Here is an 18,929-nt window from a genome sequence, read left to right on the forward strand (position 1 = left end):
CTTAACAAAACCCCTAGTTCTACTAGGGGTAAATAAAATACTTTAGTATATTTTTTTTGAATGATAATTACTATGGATTTACTAATTATCAAATGAAGGATAGATATGCAATATTAAATTAAAATACTGTATTCTCAATTATAGTACCTGTTTACAGGTTGCAGTGCAAATAAATGCGATGATATTTTTCGATGCCCCTTTTAGGGGTCGGCACGTAATACCCCTTCTAGGGGTTGATCAAACCACTAGTTTACTAGTGGTTTTGATTTTGCATTCGATAGTTTTTATTTTTCCAGTTCTGCCAGTTTTTCCAGAATCTGATTGCTTCTGTCAATGAAAGCAGTCATTTCTTCGCTGGTCAGTGTTCTGTGGCTCATGAGTGCCAGATCGTATACCTGATGGCAGATCATGTCGCAATCTTCTTTCTTGTCTTCTTTGCCTGCTGCGTCCATAAGGAACTGCACCAGTTTATTGGATTTGTTCAGCACCAGTGTTTCATCAGGTTTTACCTGTGCAAACATGGCTTTGTACATTTCGTTGTCACCATAAGCTTCCATCATTTCCATCATACGACGGCTTTCTTCACTGAGCAGAATCATAGCGGATACATTTTGCGCTTTCAGGTTTTCCGCTTTGACTTTCAGATTTTCGTTGCCCAATACGCCGCGGAACAGATTTTCCATCTGGGTATTTGCAAAGGCGTCTGCCTGTTTCTTTGCTTCGCTTTCTTCGCCTTCTGTTTTTTCCTGCAAAGTATCAGTGATGTCCGCGTCGATACGCTGTACCTTTACGCCGGGATTTTTGTATTCCAGGAAGGAAACGAAGGGTTTATCCACAGGAGAAGTGAGGATTGCCGCTTCCAGACCCTGTTCTTTGAACATACGGATATACTGTGCCTGCTGTGCTTCGTCGGTAACAAAGAAAATTTTGTTTTCGTGTTTTTCTTTGTTCTTTTCCAGATATTCCGCAACGGTTTCGTATACGCCGTCGGTGGTCTTTAACAGCAGTGCGTCTTTGATTTTGTCATAGAGTTTTTCTTCACGCATGCAGCCGTATTTGAAGAACATGCCGATGTCATCCCAGAAACCTTCGTAAGCAGTTCTGTCAGCTTTGAACAGCTGATTCAGTTTGTCCGCTACTTTCTTGGTGATGTAGCTGTTCATTTTTTCCACATAGCCGTCGTTCTGCAATGCGCTTCTGGATACATTCAGAGGCATGTCGGGGCAGTCCAGAACGCCTTTGAGAAGCAGCAGGAATTCAGGTACCACTTCTTTGATGTTATCTGCGATGTATACCTGATTGGAGTACAGTTTGATCTGACCTTCCACAACATCCATCTGTTCTACCAGTTTAGGGAAGTACAGGATGCCTTTCAGACGGAAAGGATAGTCCATGTTCAGGTGAATCCAGAACAGAGGGTCATTCAGGTCGAAGAATACTTTGTGGTAGAATGCTTTATATTCTTCATCGGTACAGTCTTTGGGCTGTTTCAGCCAAAGGGGAGAAGGATCGTTCAGAGGTTTGGGTTCTTCCTCTTTTTCCTCTTCTTTTTCACTGCCTTCAGCGCTTTCTGTTTCTTCTGCTTTATCTTTGTTTGCTTTTGCCAGAATTTCGTCCTTTGTCAATGTGGCAGCTTCTTCCTGAGAAATATGGATGGTGTTGTCTTTTTTCTCGGGTTCTACTTTTTCTTCGTCATTGGTGATGACATCGATAAAGATAGGAACGGGCATGAATGCGCAGTATTTCTGCAATGCTTCGTACATTTTGCTTTCATCCAGGAATTCTTCGCCGTCTTCGCTCACGTGCAGTGTGATGGTGGTACCGCGTTCTGTACGGGTGCCGTCTGCCATTTCGTAGTCGATGCCGTCTGCACAGCTCCATTTTGCAGCTGCTGCGCCGGGCAGGTAGGACAATGTATCAATTTCTACTTTATCGGCTACCATGAAAGCGGAGTAGAAGCCCAGACCGAAATGACCGATGATTTCGTTGTCGCCATCTGCTTTTTCTTCGTATTTGGACAGGAAATCTGTTGCGCCGGAGAAGGCGATCTGGTTGATGTATTTCTTGATTTCCTCGTCGGTCATACCGATACCGTTATCCACAATCTGCATGATTTTTTCGTCTTTGTTCAGTACCACATGAACGGAAAAGCTTTCATCAGCGGGGATGTGGTCTGCTTCCCCCATGATCATCAGCTTTTTCAGTTTGGTTACTGCGTCACAGGCATTGGATACCAGTTCACGGATGAAAATATCCTTATCGGTATAGAGCCATTTTTTGATAATTGGTAAGAAATTTTCACTGTTAATGGAAAGATTCCCTTTTTCATTCATACTATTCAGCCTCCTATTGATAGATGGAAAAATCCATATATTTTCTGCTTTACAAAGAATATTGTAACACTCGGAGGACAAAAGTCAAGAAAAAATTAGCACTCAATCAAATTGAGTGCTAACAAAATTTCGAATATTAATTTTCTTTCTGAATGGCAATGCCATGGCTCTGGCAAAAGTCCAGCACCCAGCTTTCCCACTGGGCTTCGTGGGTCTTATCCAGAGAAAAACTTTCCTGAGCGGCAGAAAGGGTGCACAGCAGGGTATCCTCACGGAATAACAGATTCCAGAACAGCGCCTTTGTGTTGGGGAAAGATGCTGTTTTTTCCTGAGAAAGGGAAAGGACGAGCTTCATGTTCTTGGGTGTTTTCTTTCCTTTCACTGCCTGAAACACAAGGGACTTGATTTCGCTCCAGCTGCACCATGGCTCTGTGACGGTTTCGTCGTAATAATCCAGATCCCGTTTGCCGTCAATGGAAACGTAGGCAAAAGCGGAGATTTCTCCCCGTCGAAAAGCAAAATCGTCAAAGGCATCGCCCTTTAAGAGCAGTGCCATAAAGTGTCTGGTGTCTGGTATGGTAAAAGCAAGCATTGCTGTATCCTCCTTTGGTTTCTTCGCCTGTCATTATACATTTTTTTGCCCTCTTTGACAATGCGCGGGAGGCGGAAAGGAAAAATCATGTATTTTTATTGCGTTTGATGCCATGCTATATTATAATGAAAGACAAGTATTTTTAATGTAAGAGGAAGTAGGAGGGAAAACCCTATGGCAGAAGAAAAAACAATGGAAAACAGTGGTCTGGGTGCCACCGGTAACTTTATACATAACTATATCCAGGCAGACCTGGAAGGGGAACTGAATAAAATTCATACCCGTTTCCCGCCGGAACCCAATGGCTATCTGCACATTGGTCACGCAAAATCCATTTGCCTGAACTTTGGTCTGGCAAAACTTTACGGCGGCAAATGCAACCTGCGTTTTGACGACACCAACCCCACAAAAGAAGATGTGGAATATGTAGAAAGCATTCAGGAAGACGTAAAATGGCTGGGCTTCGACTGGGAAGACAGACTGTACTACGCTTCTTCCTATTTCCAGAAATATTATGAAGTGGCAGTGAAACTCATCAAAGAAGGCAAAGCTTTCGTATGTGACCTGACAGCGGAAGAAATGCGTCAGTACAGAGGTACACTGAGCACACCCGGTAAAGAAAGCCCTTACCGCAATCGTAGTGTGGAAGAAAATCTGGACTTGTTTGAACGGATGAAAGCAGGGGAATTCCCTGACGGTTCTCATACACTGCGTGCGAAAATCGACATGGCTTCTCCCAACATCAACATGAGAGACCCTGTTCTTTATCGTATTTCCCATGCGGCACACCATACAACCGGTACAGAATGGTGCATCTACCCTATGTATGACTTTGCCCATCCTCTGGAAGATGCCATCGAAGGCATTACCCACTCCATTTGTACCATGGAATTTGAAGACCATCGTCCTCTGTACGACTGGGTAGTTAGAGAAGCTGGTTATACCGTAAATCCTCCCAGACAGATTGAATTTGCCCGTCTGGGTATGACAAATACTGTTATGAGTAAGAGAAAACTCCGTGCGCTGGTAGAAGACGGTCTGGTTGACGGCTGGGATGACCCTCGTATGCCCACCATCAGCGGTCTGCGCCGCAGAGGTTATACACCTGAATCCATTCGTGATTTCTGCGAACGTATCGGTGTATCCAAAGCAAACAGCATGGTAGACAGCGGTCTGCTGGATTACTGTATCCGTGACGACCTGAAAGCAAAAGTGCCTGTTGTCATGGCAGTTCTGGACCCTCTGAAACTGGTTATCACAAACTATCCTGAAGAACAGGTAGAAATGATGGAACTGGAAAACAACCCTGAAAATCCTGAACTGGGCACAAGACTGGCACCTTTCACAAGAGAACTGTATATCGAACGGGAAGACTTTATGGAAGAACCTGTGAAAAAATTCTTCCGTCTGGCTCCCGGCAAAGAAGTTCGTCTGAAAGGGGCTTACTTCGTAACATGCACCGATTTTGTCAAAGACGAAAACGGCAATGTGGTAGAAGTACACTGCACATATGACCCTGAAACAAGAAGCGGCAGTGGTTTTGAAGGCAGAAAGGTCAAAGGTACCCTGCACTGGGTAAGCGCTTCCGACAACGTGAAGGCAACAGCAAGACTGTACGACTACATGATGCTGGATAACCCTGACGATCCCAGCGGCGAAATGATCATGAACCCCAACTCTCTGGAAGTGAAGGAAAATGTAATCATTGAAAAATCCATCGCCGGTGCACAGAAAGGCCAGCGTTATCAGTTCATGCGTAACGGTTACTACATTGTAGATACCAAAGATACTACAGAAGATCATCTGGTATTCAACCGTATCGTGCCTCTGAAGAGCTCTTTCAAACTGAAATAAGATGATAGACAAAGCGTGTGTGTCTGAAAAGACATACACGCTTTTTTATCATGAGCAAGCAAAATATTTTTTGGTGAATGTACACTTTTGTATTGCAACAGTGGAAAAATAGGTGTATAGTTTTTGCATATGTATTCAAAATGGCGGGGGAACAGTGACAGTGTTTTTCTGGATAAAAAGAAGGAGGTACAAAGGAAAAGCAGGGAGAGTTCACAGAATTACCAAAGAAGATTATATATACAGAATATGGTATAAAATATACTGTATATTGTATATATAATGAAATTTTCATGATTCAGGAGGAGGTAAATATGTTTCAACACGCGAACAAAGCCCTCATCGCAGCGGCTTTTTTATTTTGGCAATTGTCATCATTCCTATTGTGCTGGTGCCGGAAGCCATGGTAGCAGCCATTGGACAGGTTTATAACTTCATTACAACAGATATGGCATGGCTGTATTTGCTCATCGGTTTTGGTATGGCAGTAGGTGCCATCGTGCTCCTGACGACGAAATTTGGGGATATTCGTCTGGGGGACGGGATGCAAAGCCGCATTATAAAACATTTACTTGGATCGCTATGAACCTTTGCTCCGCGTTGGCAGCAGGTATCCTGATCTTTGGCATGTGTGAATGGATGTACTATGTAACAGGTACGCCTTTCGGCATCGAACCTTATTCCGTGCAGGTCTATGAATATGCTTCCGCTTACGGCATGTTCCATTGGGGCTTTTCTGCATGGGCGTTTTATCTGGTGGCAGGGGTAGCCATCGGGTATCTGTACTGGAATAAAAAAATCGGCGATTTGCGTATTTCCGCCCTGTGCAGCAACCTCATCGGCGGTGACTCCAAAGGGAAAAAAGCCTTCCGCTGGGTGCTGGATGCCATCATGGTATTTTGTTATTTCATGGCAATGATGACCACCGTCGGCATCGGTACACCTGTTATGGGGGAACTGGCAAGCAGCCTGCTGGTCATTGAAAACTCTTTTGCGCTGAAAATCGGCATCATCATCATTTTCTGTCTGTTCTTTACCCTTTCTACATCCAAAACCATTGCAAAAGGTATGGGACGCATCAGTGACTTCAACGTATGGCTGGCAATTGCCTTTTTCATTTTCGTACTCATCGTTGGGGACACCAGCTTTATTCTGAATAATATCGTCATGGCAATCGGTACCAATATCCGTGAATTTGTCCGCATGAGCTTTAACTCTGATGCCATTGCCCAGACAGGCTTTGTACAGAACTGGACCATTTTCTACTGGGCTTGGTATGTGGCACTGACATTTATGTGCGGTCTGTGGATTGCCAGAACTTCTTACGGCAGAACATTCCGTGAAATCACCGTGGCAAACTGCATTTGGGCAGTATTGGCATGTTGGGTAACATTCGGTATTCTGGGTAACTATGGCATGGGTCAGGAACTGTTCCATGGCCAGAATTTCTCCGGCGTCATCAGCGAAGTAGGCAACAACGGCGTTACATTGCTGGTACTGCAGACCATGCCTTTGCCGAAACTTTGCATTTTCGTATTCATGATTCTGATTTTCTTCAATCTGGCAACTTCTGCCACAGCAAACGGCACTGCTTTGAGTATGTATACATCCAAAGGTCTGAAAGCCGATGAAGAACCCAATAGCTGGTACAAAACATTCTGGTGTGTACTGTTTATGATCATTCCTGTAGGCATTTTGCTGCTGGAACACAGCGTGGAAGGACTAAATGTGCTTAGTACCATTCAGTCCCTCATCACCATTTCCTCTCTGCCTGTGTTGGTAGCGCTGGTCGTATTGTTCTGGTCTTTCGGCAAAGTCCTGCGCAAAGATATTTCCGATGGCACTATCCGTCAGTATGTGGATAAGAGCAAAGAAAACAAATGGGGGAATGGCTGATGGAAGAAAAATATGTAAATGCTTCTATCGCATGGACACAGCAGTTTTGCCGTATCAACAGCTTTTTGGGTGCAGGCAAACGGGAAGCGGTGTTTCTGGCAGGAAAAATACTGAAAGAATCCTGTGACGCGAATGTCACTGTTTATGATGCTGATACAGAAGAACCTTATATCATCGCGGCGAAAACATGCGAAAATCCAAAATTCCAGCTTTTGCTGGAAGGTCATCTGGATGTGGTTTCTCCCGAAGGCATGGAACATCCTTTTGACGCGGAGATCAAAGACGGCATTTTGTATGGTCGTGGCTCCGTGGATATGAAAGGCGGCTGCGGTTCCATGCTGGCGGCATTTGTGAATGCTTGCCAGAAACCCCTGGAAGGAGATTTGTACCTGATGTTTTCCACAGACGAGGAATACGCTGGGGAAGAAATCAAAAAAGCTTTGGAAAAGGATTATCTGCCGAAAGTGGATTTTGCCCTGATTGCGGAACCGACTGGTGGAACCATGGCAACAGCACACAAAGGGGAAGCATGGATTGATGTGGAATTTTTCGGTAAAAGCGCCCATTCCAGCATGCCTCACATGGGGAAAAACGCCATTTATATGGCAACAGCATTTTTGCAGAAATTACAGGCATATCTGCCGGAATTGGAACAAATGGCACATCCCCTTTATGGTGCACCTACCATGAGCGTAGGTGTCATGGAAGGCGGCAGCACTCCTAATGTGGTGCCCCCTTACGCAAAAATGACCATTGACCTGCGGTATCTGCCGGGACAGAAATCAGAACTGTTTTTGCAGAAATTGCAGGAACTGGCTGCGGCATGTAAGGTAGAAGACCCTGACTTTTCCGTGAAAATTACCAAGACCGGCGAATGGAACGATGTCTGCACAGACAGAGAAGGCGCGATTTTCCTGCGTATCTGGCAGGCGGCTTCCAAAGCATTGGGAAAAGATGTGGAACTGACTGTTATGACTGGCTGGGGCGAAGGCGGTTTCATGAACCTCTACGGCATCCCTGTGGTATACTTTGGTCCCGGGGAAAATGGCATGTCCCATCGTCCCGAAGAACAGATTCATGTGGATGAAATCAAAAAAGTGGCATTGGCTTATGAACAGATCATCAACGAGGTGTGTGGCATGAAACGAAATACATTGGAAGAAGTTTTGAAACAGACAGGTATTATGATGGCAGATGGCGCCATGGCAACAGAACTGGAACGGATGGGCTGCGACCTGAACGACTCTCTTTGGAGCGCAAAGGTACTGGCAGAACAGCCGGAACTCATCGGAAAAGTACACCGCAGCTATTTTGAAGCAGGCGCAGACTGCGGTATCACTGCAAGCTATCAGGCAACCATCGACGGTTTCTGCAAACGCGGTTATACAGAAGCGGAAGCGGAAGAACTCATCCGCCGTTCTGTGGACATCATGGTGAAGGAAAGAGAAGATTGGTGGCAGGCAGAAGGCAAAGACGCTGGCAGAGCTTATCCTCTGGTATGCGCTTCCGTTGGACCTTATGGGGCATATCTGGCTGATGGCTCCGAATACCACGGCAATTATGGCGTTTCAAAAGAAGATTTGCGCAACTTCCATAAACGTCGTATGGAACTGTTGTGGGATGCAGGGGCTGACCTTTTCGCAGTGGAAACCATTCCTTGTCTGGATGAAGCACTTGTGGCAGCGGAACTGACACAGGAAATGAACGCGGCATGCTGGATCAGCTTCAGCTGCAAAAATGAAACAGAAATCAGCGACGGCACAAAGATTGCAGACTGTGCAAAAGCGCTGGAAGCCTTTGAATGTGTAAAAGCCATCGGCATCAACTGCACAGCCCCTCATTTTGTGGCAAGCCTCATCAAAGAAATCAAAAACAACAGCACAAAACCCATCATCGTATACCCCAACAGCGGTGAAGAATACGACCCTGTTACAAAAACATGGCATGGCAATAAAGATGGTAAATGCTACTGTGATTTTGCGGCAGAATGGATTGCTGCTGGTGCGAAAATCGTTGGCGGCTGCTGCCGTACCACACCGGATAATATCCGGGAAGTGGCAGAATTGGCAAGAAAGAAATAAGTTTGGATTGCCAGAAAGTAAAAGACAGAGAACTGTAAGCAAATTCCACTTAAGAAAACATGAAACTTCCTTTTTCTTGATTTTTTAAGGAAAATTACGACGGCTGTCTACGGAAGGAAACATACGAAAAAACAGGAAAGCTGAAATCTTCTATTATGATAAGGATTTCAGCTTTCTTTGTTTTCTTATGAAGATATCCCTTACGCATTTTTCTGTCTTTTTTTGTTGACATAAATATTAAAGAAAAATTAAAAAAGTCTGCCGTGCATCTTCCAATTTACTGTTTATAATGGGCACCAGAATATGTGAACGTATGTAAGAGGAGGAAAGCACCATGACAAAGAAAAAGAAGATGATCATAGCAGCTGTAGCCGTTGTTTTGATTGCCGGCGGGTTGAAAGTGGCTTTGGGCAGCAGACAGACAGAACCTACAGGAACACCTGTGACAACAGGAACAGTAGTGCGTCAGGATCTGGAAGAAGTTCTGAAGCAGAAAGCAACGCTGGAAGGCACAGAAAGCGCGGAAGTGGCTTCCAAACTCCATTATGAAGTCAAGCAGGTACTGGTAAAAGAAGGAGATAAAGTCACAAAAGGTCAGCTTTTGGCAGTGCTGGACAGCGGCGATATTCAGGACCAGATTGCCCAGACAAAAGGTGACATCCAGCTTCTGGAATATCAGCAGCAGGAAACACTGGCAGAGCGTCAGCGCCAGATTGACAACGCTTTGATGGAAAAAGAAAATGCGGCAAAAGATTATAAAGACAAACAGGACCTCTTTGCCATTGGTGCAGCCAGTCAGGCAGAAGTGGATGCGGCAAAAGATGCGCTGGATAAAGCACAGAGAGCCTTGGACGACATTCCCAATGAAAATGGAAAGGCTGTTCTGACTTCCTCTGAAAAACAGACAAAGGCAAATGCCCAGCAGAAAGCCAGCATCCAGTCCTCTACCCTCAGCGACTGCCAGATTCGCAGTGCCATCAGCGGCACCGTTACCAGAGTGAATACAACAGTTGGCCGTTTTGCCGATGAATCCGAGGATAACAAGCCTATGTTTGTCATTGAAAATCTGGAAACTTTGCAGATGAAAGTCCTTGTGAGCGAAAATGACATTGACCGTGTGCAGGTAGGGCAGGAAGTGGAAATCTCCGCCGATGTACTGGGCAAAGAAACCGTACAGGGTGTGGTAGAACGGATTTCTCCCACAGGGGAAGCGAAAAGCTCCACATCTTCCGAAAGAGTCATTCCCGTTTACATCAAAGTAAAAGAAGAAAATGAAAAACTCATTGCTGGCATCAACGCCAACGCTACCATCAAAATCGCTTCTGCAAAAGATGCACTGGTGGTTCCTCTGGAAGCTTTGGCAGAACTGGAAGATGGCACCACAGCCGTTTATACCGTAACAGATGCAGGAACCGTACATATTGTGCCTGTTACACTGGGTCTGGAAACAGATTTGCAGGCAGAAATCAAGTCTGACGAAATCAAAGAAGGACAGACGATCATTCTCAATCCCGGTGCAGCCATGACAGAAGGTATGGCAGTAACGGTACAGTAGGGGTGATGCCATATGAAAGAAATCATCAAAATTGAAAATTTGAATAAAACATATGATACCGGTGCCATTCAGGTCCATGCCCTGCGAGGGATCAACCTGACCATCCATGAAGGGGAATATGTAGCCATCATGGGGCAGTCCGGTTCTGGGAAATCCACATTGATGAATATTCTGGGATGTATGGACAGACAGTTTTCCGGCACTTATGAACTGGACGGCATCAGCATTGCCCAGCAGAGCGAAAACCAGCTTTCTGCCATCCGCAACCAGAAAATCGGCTTCGTTTTTCAGGCATTCCAGCTCATTCCCAGAACTTCTGCATTAAAAAATGTAGAAATCCCCATGATTTACGCGGGTATGAAGGCAGACGCAAGAAAAGCGAAAGCTGCTGCCCTGTTGGAAAAGGTAGGCCTGGGACAGCGTATCCATCATATGCCAAATGAACTTTCCGGCGGTCAGAAACAGCGTGTTGCCATCGCAAGGGCATTGGCAAATGACCCTGCCATCATTCTGGCAGACGAACCTACCGGGAATCTGGATACAAAGGCGTCTTATGAAATCATGGAGTTTTTCACCAATCTGAATAAAGAAGGGGCGACCGTAGTGGTCGTTACCCATGAAGAAGAAATCGCTGCTTATACAGACCGTATCATCCGGTTCCAGGATGGGCAGATCATCAGTGACAAAAAGGTGGTGAAGGGCTCATGTTGATTTTTGAAAATATCCGTTTGGCGCTTTCCTCCATTCGTGCCAATAAAATGCGCTCTTTTCTGACTATGCTGGGTATGATCATCGGCATCAGCTCCGTCATTGCCATTGTTTCCCTGGGGGATACCATGCGGAGTGTTGTGGCAAATGAATACAAGAATGTAGGTCTGGGGCTGGCATATATGTATATCAATCCTCCAGATGACACCTATGGAGATAATACATATTTCACCACCGCAGACGCGGAAAAACTCAAAGAAGCCATGGGCGATGATCTGGCTTATGTGGGCTTCAATCAGAGTCTGCGAAAGGACATGACTGTTGGCAGAAGAACAAAAACACTGTATGTAAGCGGTCTGGCGGAAAATCCCACAGCTATGAAAAATCTGAAGATTATTTACGGCAGAATGCTCAGCGATAAAGATTTTCAGGAAAAGCGCCATCACATCGTTTTGCAGAAAGAAACAGCAGAAGGATTTTTCGGAGATGCCAATGCTGTTGGGAAAACCGTCAAAGTGAAGCTCAATGAAGATCAGGAAGAATTTCTGGTAGTAGGTGTATATGAAAATCAGGATTCCGCATTGATGAAGGCTTTGCAGGGGGGCAGCATGGAGTTTGCCTATATTCCCGAAAGCCTTATGGTGACAGAAGATTCCTACAACTGGTCTCTTTATTTCGTGGTATCTGATGTGAATCAGATGGATAGTATGAAATCTCGTGTGACAGCTTATATGGCGCGCATGAAGAATTTACAACCGGAATATATCGTCATGAGTTCCGCTTCTGAAGAAATGGGCATGATTGACAGCATGCTGGGTTCCCTGTCCGCAGTGGTGGGTGCCATTGCAGCCATTTCCTTGGTGGTAGGCGGTATTGGTATCATGAATATCATGCTGGTATCCGTTACAGAACGTACCCGTGAAATCGGTATCCGAAAAGCCCTTGGTGCAAGAACAAGAGATATCCTTACCCAGTTCTTGATCGAGGCTGCCATGATTTCTGCCGCAGGTGGGCTCATTGGTACCATCCTTGGCATATCGGTGGTTGCCATTGGCGGTATGCTTTTTGGCATTACAACGGTGGTGAAACCACAGGTGATTGTCATTGCAGTGGCATTCTCCGCCATGGTTGGTTTGGGATTTGGGCTGTATCCTGCACGAAAGGCAGCCAAAGCAGACCCTGTTATCGCTCTGCGTTATGAATAAAAAAATGTAACAAATTGATAGAAAAGGTGTAAAACATGGAAAAATTTCATGGGTTACACCTTTTTTTGTGTTGATTTTCCTGCGAGTATGGTATAATACCTAGATGATAAATACGGAAGGGGGCTATTTTATATGGAACAGGAAGTACAGACAACTGAACAAAGACCGTTTACACATCTTCATGTCCATACGGAATACAGCCTTCTGGACGGTTCTGCGAAAATCAAAGAACTGGTAGAGCGTGTCAAAGAACTGGGCATGGACAGCATCGCCATCACAGACCATGGTGCCATGTATGGTGCCATTGAGTTTTACAAGGCGGCGAAAGAAGTGGGCATCAAGCCCATCATCGGCTGTGAGGTTTATGTGGCAGCTGGTTCCCGCCTGACAAAAGAAGGCAAGGGCGGCGGTTATTACCATCTGGTGCTTCTGGCAGAAAACGAAACAGGTTATCATAATCTGATTAAGCTGGTTTCTTATGGTTTTATCGACGGATTTTATTATAAACCTCGTGTAGATAAAGAACTGCTGCGGCAGTACCACGAGGGAATCATTGCGTCTTCCGCCTGTCTGGCAGGGGAAGTGGCAAGGGATGTGCTGACATTATCCTATGACCACGCCAAGGAAGCCGCTTTGGAATATGAAGAAATTTTCGGCAAAGGCAATTTTTTCCTGGAATTGCAGAATCACGGCATGGCAGAACAGAAACGTGTCAACGAGGCACTGATTCGTATGTCCAAGGAAACGGGGATTCCCCTCATTGCCACCAATGACAGCCATTATATTTATAAAGAGGACGCAGTGCCTCACGATATCCTCCTGTGTATCCAGACTGGGAAAACTGTGGAGGATGAAGACCGTATGCGGTATGAGGGCGGACAGTTTTATGTGAAAAGCCCTGAAGAAATGTATGACCTTTTCGGCGACGTGCCGGAAGCCTTGGAAAATACCGTAAAAATCGCTAAGCGGTGCAATGTGGAATTTGTGTTCCATGATTTGAAACTGCCCCGATTCGATGTGCCGGAGGGCAAAACAGCACCAGAGTACCTCCGGGAATTGTGCTATGATGGTTTTGCCATGCGGTATCCGGACCCGAAGCCAGAGTGGAAGGAACGACTGGAATACGAACTGCATACCATTGAAACCATGGGCTATGTGGATTATTTCCTCATTGTTTGGGACTTTATCAAATATGCCAAAGACCATGGTATCATCGTAGGTCCGGGACGTGGTTCCGCTGCCGGCAGTATGGTTTCTTACTGTTTGCAGATTACCACCATTGACCCCCTGCGATATGACCTGATTTTTGAACGTTTCCTGAATCCCGAACGTGTCAGCATGCCTGATATTGACGTGGATTTCTGTTATGAACGCAGACAGGAAGTCATTGACTACGTGATTTCTAAGTACGGCGAAGACCATGTGGCACAGATTGTCACATTCGGTACCCTGGCGGCAAGGGCTGCCATCAAAGACGTGGGTCGTGCACTGGCAATGCCTTACGCCGATGTGGACAGGATTTCTAAGATGATTCCCACGGAATTGGGCATCACCATCAAAAAAGCCCTGCAAATGAACCCCGACCTGAAAAAGGCTTATGAAAACGAAGAAGATACCCACCATTTGATTGATATGTCCATGCGTCTGGAAGGTCTGCCAAGACATTCTTCCACCCATGCGGCAGGGGTTGTCATTTGTCGGGAACCGGTTATGGAATATGTGCCCCTCAGTGCCAATGACGGGCAGGTCAATACCCAGTACACCATGACATTGTTGGAAGAACTGGGGCTTTTGAAAATGGACTTCCTGGGGCTGAGAACTCTGACGGTTATCCAGAATGCAGTGCAGGAAGTGGAGCGTATCCATGGTGTGAAACTGGATATGGAACATCTGCCGGACAACGACCCGGCGGTGTATCAGCTCATTAGCCAAGGGAAAACGGAAGGCGTGTTCCAGCTGGAAAGCGGCGGCATGAAGCAGTTCATGCGGGAACTAGAGCCTACCTGTCTGGAAGATTTGATTGCGGGGATTTCCCTCTATCGTCCGGGTCCCATGGATTTTATTCCCAAGTATATCAAAGGGAAAAACGACAAAGACAATATTCAGTATACCCATCCGGCTTTGGAGCCGATTTTGAAAAATACTTACGGCTGTATCGTCTATCAGGAACAGGTTATGCAGATTGTGCGTGATTTGGCTGGATATAGTCTGGGACGAAGCGACTTGGTGCGCCGTGCCATGAGTAAGAAAAAAGCCTCTGTGATGGCAGAGGAGCGGAAAAATTTCGTTTACGGCATCGGCGATGAAGTGCCGGGCTGTGTGAAAAACGGGATTCCCGCAGAAGTGGCAGAAAAAATATTCGATGAAATGACGGACTTTGCAAAGTATGCCTTCAATAAGAGTCACGCGGCGTGCTACGCTGTGGTAGGCTATCAGACGGCATGGCTGAAAGCCCATTATCCCGTGGAATTTATGGCAGCGCTCATGACCAGTGTCATGGATAACGCTTCCAAGGTTTCCGGCTACATCGAAGAATGCAAAAAAATGGGCATCCAGCTTCTGCCGCCAGATATCAACGAAGGTTTCGGACATTTTTCTGTATCCAATGGGAAAATCCGTTTCGGTCTGGCTGCCATCAAGAATATCGGCAGAAATGCCGTAGAGGCGTTGGTGGCGGAACGGGAGAAGAATGGACCTTTCCACTCCATGACAGATTTCTGTAACCGCATGAGTGACGGCGAATGGAATAAGAGAGGCATTGAAAGCCTGATTAAGTCCGGTGCTGTGGACTCTTTCGGCGGTGCCAGAAGTCAGTACATGGTGGTTTATAAAAACATTCTGGATGGCATCGGTCAGGCGAAGAAAAACAATATTGCCGGACAGATGAACCTGTTTGATTTGGGCGGCGAAAATGAATCTGTTGCCCAGAAAGACGAACTGCCTGCCATTTCCGAATATGTCCAGCGTGACCGCCTTGCCATGGAAAAAGAAGTGCTGGGAATTTATGTCAGCGGTCATCCTTTGGCGGAGTATGAAAAAACGCTGCGCCGGAAGGTAAGCCATACCAGCATTGATTTTCTTCCTGTGGAAGAAGGCGAAGATCGCATGCAGATTGCTGAGGGCACAAAAGTTGCCGTTGGCGGTATGATTGCGGCAAAATCCGTAAAATATACCAGAAATAATGAAAAAATGTGCTTCCTGTCATTGGAAGACCTGCAAGGTACCATGGAAATTATTGTTTTCCCCAAAGTCATGGAACAGTGCAGTGCGTTTCTGGATGAAGAGGCAGTGGTTCTGGTGAAAGGCCGGGCAAATGTTTCCGCTGACGGCGAGGCGAAAGTCATTGCCGCTTCCGTGACACCCCTTATGGAAGAAACGGAGGAAAACAAACCTGCGTCCCTTTGGCTGAAACAGGCGGCAGGCAACGAAATGCCCCTTGTGTGGATCACAGCCATTTTGGAGAAATACAAAGGCGACACGCCTGTGTATATATATGAAGAAAAAACAAAACGAAAGATGAAAGCAGACCGGAAATTCTGGGTAACCTTAGAAGAAGGACTGCTGGAGGAACTGCGAAAACTGCTGGGTGAGAAAAATGTGGCGGTAAAGAACGGATAGGAGGCAAATGATGAAAGAAGATGACAAATTCTATGCTGAAGCACCGTATGTCTGCGTGAAAGCACTGGAAAAGGGTGTGAATATTATCGGCGTCACCAGGGGAGAAGTGACAAAGATTCATCACACAGAAAAACTGGACCGTAATGAAGTGCTGATCGTGCAGTTTACCGAACACACTTCCGGGATCAAAATCCGCGGGAAGGCTGAAATTTATACCCACTACGGCATCATTCGCAGTGGAGACGAAGAAGAAGGCGTAACACTTATTGGGAGGAATGAACATGGAACAGAAAACAATTAAGAAAATCGGTGTACTGACCAGTGGCGGCGATGCTCCCGGCATGAACGCTGCCATCCGTGCTGTTGTTCGTACAGCACTGTATCATGATGTGTCCGTCATTGGTATCCGCAAAGGCTACAATGGTCTGATCAATGGCGAAATCAAGGAAATGTACAGCAAAGACGTTTCCAATGTCATGAACCTGGGCGGTACCATCCTGCATACAGCACGCTGCCCTGAAATGATGACAGAAGAAGGTCAGAACAAGGCAGCTGCCATCTACAAAATTCTGGGTCTGGATGCGCTGGTTGTTATCGGCGGCGACGGTTCTTACCGTGGTATGGCAGAACTGGCAAAACGCGGTGTAAACTGCATCGGTATCCCTGCTACCATCGACCTGGATATGAACAACACAGAATACACCATCGGTTTTGACACTGCTGTCAACACTGGTATGGACGCCCTGAATAAACTGCGTGACACTTCCAGCTCTCACGAACGTTGCTCCGTTGTGGAAGTTATGGGCAGAGATGCTGGTTATATCGCTATCTGGTGCGGTATGGTCGGCGGCGCTGAAGACGTTATGTTCCCCGAAGAAAAGGGTGAAGTGGACAGCGCGAAAGTCATCCAGCAGATTCTGGAAAACAGAAGCATCGGCAAACGTCATAACCTGATCGTTGTGGCTGAAGGCGTTGGCGGCACACAGAAACTGGCAAAAGAAATCCAGGAAATCACTGGCATTCAGACCAGAGCAACAATCCTGGGCCATCTGCAGCGCGGCGGCAGCCCTACAGCTGTAGACCGTATGCATGCTTCCATGATGGGTTACCATGCTGTAAAAGCAATTCTGGCTGGGGATCAGAATAAAGTGGTAGCTTACAACAGAGGCAGATATGAAATTCTGGATCTGGAAAAAGCATTGAAGATGGAAAAAACACTGGATCGCGAAGTTTACGAAGTAATCAAGATCCTGGCAATCTAATTGGTATGAAAATAAGAGGAGGTATTCCATGCGCAGAACGAAAATCGTTTGTACCCTGGGTCCTGCAACAGATGATGTAGAGATCATGAAAGAGCTGATCCGCAATGGTCTGGATGCAGCAAGAGTAAACTTTTCCCACGGGACATATGAAACTCATGGAGAAATTATCAAAAAACTGAAACAGGCTAGAGAAGAATTGAATGCACCCATTCCACTGATTTTGGATACAAAGGGTCCCGAAATTCGTATCAAAACCTTTGAAAACAATAAAATCCGTCTGGAACAGGGGGATAAATTCACCCTGACAACAGAAGATGTACCCGGCACACAGGAACGCGTTTCCGTAACTTATGCAGACTTGCCGAAAGACCTGCAGAAAGGCTCTCGTGTGCTTATTGATGATGGTCTCATTGAACTGCGGGTAGAAAGCATCGTTGGTCCCGAAGTGCACTGTGAAGTTGTGACTGGCGGCGACGTAAGCTCCCGTAAAGGCGTAAACCTGCCCGGCGTGCAGGTAAATCTGCCTTCTTTGACAGAAAAAGATATTTCCGACCTGAAATTCGGTATCGAAAATGATTTTGATTATGTAGCTGCATCTTTCATCCGTTCCGCTTCTGACGTTGTGAAGATTCGGAAAGTGCTGGAAGAAAACGGCGGCGAAAACATCCAGATTATCTCCAAGATTGAAAATCAGGAAGGTGTGGACAACATCGAAGAAATTCTGGAAGTTTCCGATGGTATCATGGTAGCCAGAGGGGATTTGGGTGTGGAAATCCCTCCTGAAGAAGTGCCTCTGGTACAGAAAGCTCTGATTGCACTGGCAAACAGACGCGGCAAACCTGTCATCACAGCAACACAGATGCTGGAAAGCATGGTAAAAAGCCCCAGACCTACTCGTGCGGAAGCAAATGACGTTGCAAACGCCATCTTTGACGGCTCCGATGCCATCATGCTTTCCGGTGAAACAGCTATGGGCAAATACCCCTGTGAAGCAGTGGCAACCATGGCAAGAATCGCTGAAAAAACAGAAAGCAGCATCAACTATGGCAAAAACCTGACAAAGAGTCTGGAAACAGGTCTGACCAATATCACAAATGCTATCAGCTTTGCGGCATGCACTACAGCAGCAGAACTGAAAACAACCTGCATTTCCACCATCACAAAATCTGGTTTTACTGCAAGAATGATTTCCAAACACAGACCTGTATGCCCTATTGCAGCAGGTACGATGTGCGATCAGGTATGGCGTCAGATGAACCTGGTATGGGGCTGCCGTCCTGTACTGCATAAAGCGCCCATCCCCAAAGGTCAGGTATTTGACTCCGCTATGAAAGTAGCTCAGAAGAGCGGTCTGGTGAAAAACGGTGATACCATCGTTATGGCACTGGGCATGCCTGTAGGCGTAAGCGGTTCCACAAATACCCTGCGTGTTGATATTGTTGGTGATGTACTGTGCAAAGGCATCGGCGTTGGCACACAGAAAGTCAGCGGTACAGCAAGAGTCATCAAAGTACGGGATGAAATGGAACGCGAATTCAAGAAAGGCGATATTCTGGTAACAACATCTACAGACAATGACTTCATGCCTTATCTGCAGAAAGCCGCTGCCATTGTAGTTGGTCCTATGGATCACGCAGAAAACTGTCATGCGGAAATCGTTGGAAGAGCACTGGATATCCCTGTTGTGGTATGCAATGCGAAAGTCATCGACTTTATCCCTAACGATACCCTCATCACTGTAGATGCAGCAAAGGGCTTTGTATACAAAGGTATCCCTAACGAAAAATAAGAATTCTTTGGCGGTTATCGTCAATAAAAAAGGAGTCGT

Annotated in this window: 11 protein-coding genes and 1 pseudogene; 10 read left to right on the plus strand and 2 right to left on the minus strand. The window is 46.1% G+C overall.

Going from position 1 to position 18,929, the window contains the following annotated elements:
• Positions 1–284 precede the first annotated feature (284 nt).
• Both htpG and BUB35_RS06310 read right to left on the minus strand, forming a co-directional pair.
• Positions 285–2,333 (minus strand): molecular chaperone HtpG, encoded by a 2,049-nt coding sequence (gene htpG / locus BUB35_RS06305; RefSeq protein WP_072850172.1) that lies wholly within the window; start codon positions 2,331–2,333, stop codon positions 285–287.
• A 136-nt stretch (positions 2,334–2,469) separates the two neighbouring features.
• Positions 2,470–2,925: a DUF5721 family protein gene (locus tag BUB35_RS06310; RefSeq protein WP_072850174.1), complete on the minus strand. Its 456-nt coding sequence runs from the start codon at positions 2,923–2,925 to the stop codon at positions 2,470–2,472.
• 174 nt (positions 2,926–3,099) lie between these two features.
• Between BUB35_RS06310 and BUB35_RS06315 the strand changes: the two genes are divergently transcribed.
• The 10 genes and pseudogenes from BUB35_RS06315 (at position 3,100) to pyk (ending at position 18,890) form a co-directional block, all read left to right on the plus strand.
• Positions 3,100–4,779: a glutamine--tRNA ligase/YqeY domain fusion protein gene (locus tag BUB35_RS06315; RefSeq protein ID WP_242949215.1), complete on the plus strand. Its 1,680-nt coding sequence runs from the start codon at positions 3,100–3,102 to the stop codon at positions 4,777–4,779.
• Positions 4,780–5,179: 400 nt separating this feature from the next.
• Positions 5,180–6,672 (plus strand): annotated as a pseudogene (locus BUB35_RS06320) (BCCT family transporter).
• Positions 6,672–8,753 carry a homocysteine S-methyltransferase gene (mmuM, locus tag BUB35_RS19925; protein WP_159432865.1) on the plus strand — a complete coding sequence of 694 codons (2,082 nt, stop codon included), beginning with the start codon at positions 6,672–6,674 and terminating at the stop codon, positions 8,751–8,753. The pseudogene BUB35_RS06320 and the gene mmuM overlap by 1 nt, the downstream one beginning before the upstream one ends.
• A 334-nt stretch (positions 8,754–9,087) precedes the next feature.
• Entirely contained in the window at positions 9,088–10,308 is a 1,221-nt protein-coding gene (locus BUB35_RS06335; RefSeq protein WP_072850176.1) for an efflux RND transporter periplasmic adaptor subunit, read from the plus strand.
• A 12-nt stretch (positions 10,309–10,320) separates the two neighbouring features.
• Positions 10,321–11,019 carry an ABC transporter ATP-binding protein gene (locus tag BUB35_RS06340; protein WP_072850178.1) on the plus strand — a complete coding sequence of 233 codons (699 nt, stop codon included), beginning with the start codon at positions 10,321–10,323 and terminating at the stop codon, positions 11,017–11,019.
• Positions 11,013–12,221: an ABC transporter permease gene (locus BUB35_RS06345; RefSeq protein WP_072850180.1), complete on the plus strand. Its 1,209-nt coding sequence runs from the start codon at positions 11,013–11,015 to the stop codon at positions 12,219–12,221. Before BUB35_RS06340 ends, BUB35_RS06345 begins: the two co-directional genes overlap by 7 nt.
• A 132-nt stretch (positions 12,222–12,353) precedes the next feature.
• On the plus strand, positions 12,354–15,839 hold the full coding sequence (locus BUB35_RS06350) for a DNA polymerase III subunit alpha (protein ID WP_072850182.1): 3,486 nt from the start codon (positions 12,354–12,356) through the stop codon (positions 15,837–15,839).
• Positions 15,840–15,846: 7 nt separating this feature from the next.
• On the plus strand, positions 15,847–16,140 hold the full coding sequence (gene mtrB, locus BUB35_RS06355; RefSeq protein WP_072850184.1) for a trp RNA-binding attenuation protein MtrB: 294 nt from the start codon (positions 15,847–15,849) through the stop codon (positions 16,138–16,140).
• Complete coding sequence (gene pfkA, locus BUB35_RS06360) at positions 16,121–17,101, plus strand: 6-phosphofructokinase (protein WP_072850186.1); 981 nt, start codon at positions 16,121–16,123, stop codon at positions 17,099–17,101. Before mtrB ends, pfkA begins: the two co-directional genes overlap by 20 nt.
• 28 nt (positions 17,102–17,129) lie before the next feature.
• Positions 17,130–18,890: a pyruvate kinase gene (gene pyk / locus BUB35_RS06365; protein WP_072850187.1), complete on the plus strand. Its 1,761-nt coding sequence runs from the start codon at positions 17,130–17,132 to the stop codon at positions 18,888–18,890.
• Positions 18,891–18,929: the final 39 nt, after the last annotated feature.

The sequence above is a fragment of the Anaerotignum lactatifermentans DSM 14214 genome, from assembly GCF_900142265.1.
GTDB classification, from domain to species: domain Bacteria; phylum Bacillota; class Clostridia; order Lachnospirales; family Anaerotignaceae; genus Anaerotignum; species Anaerotignum lactatifermentans.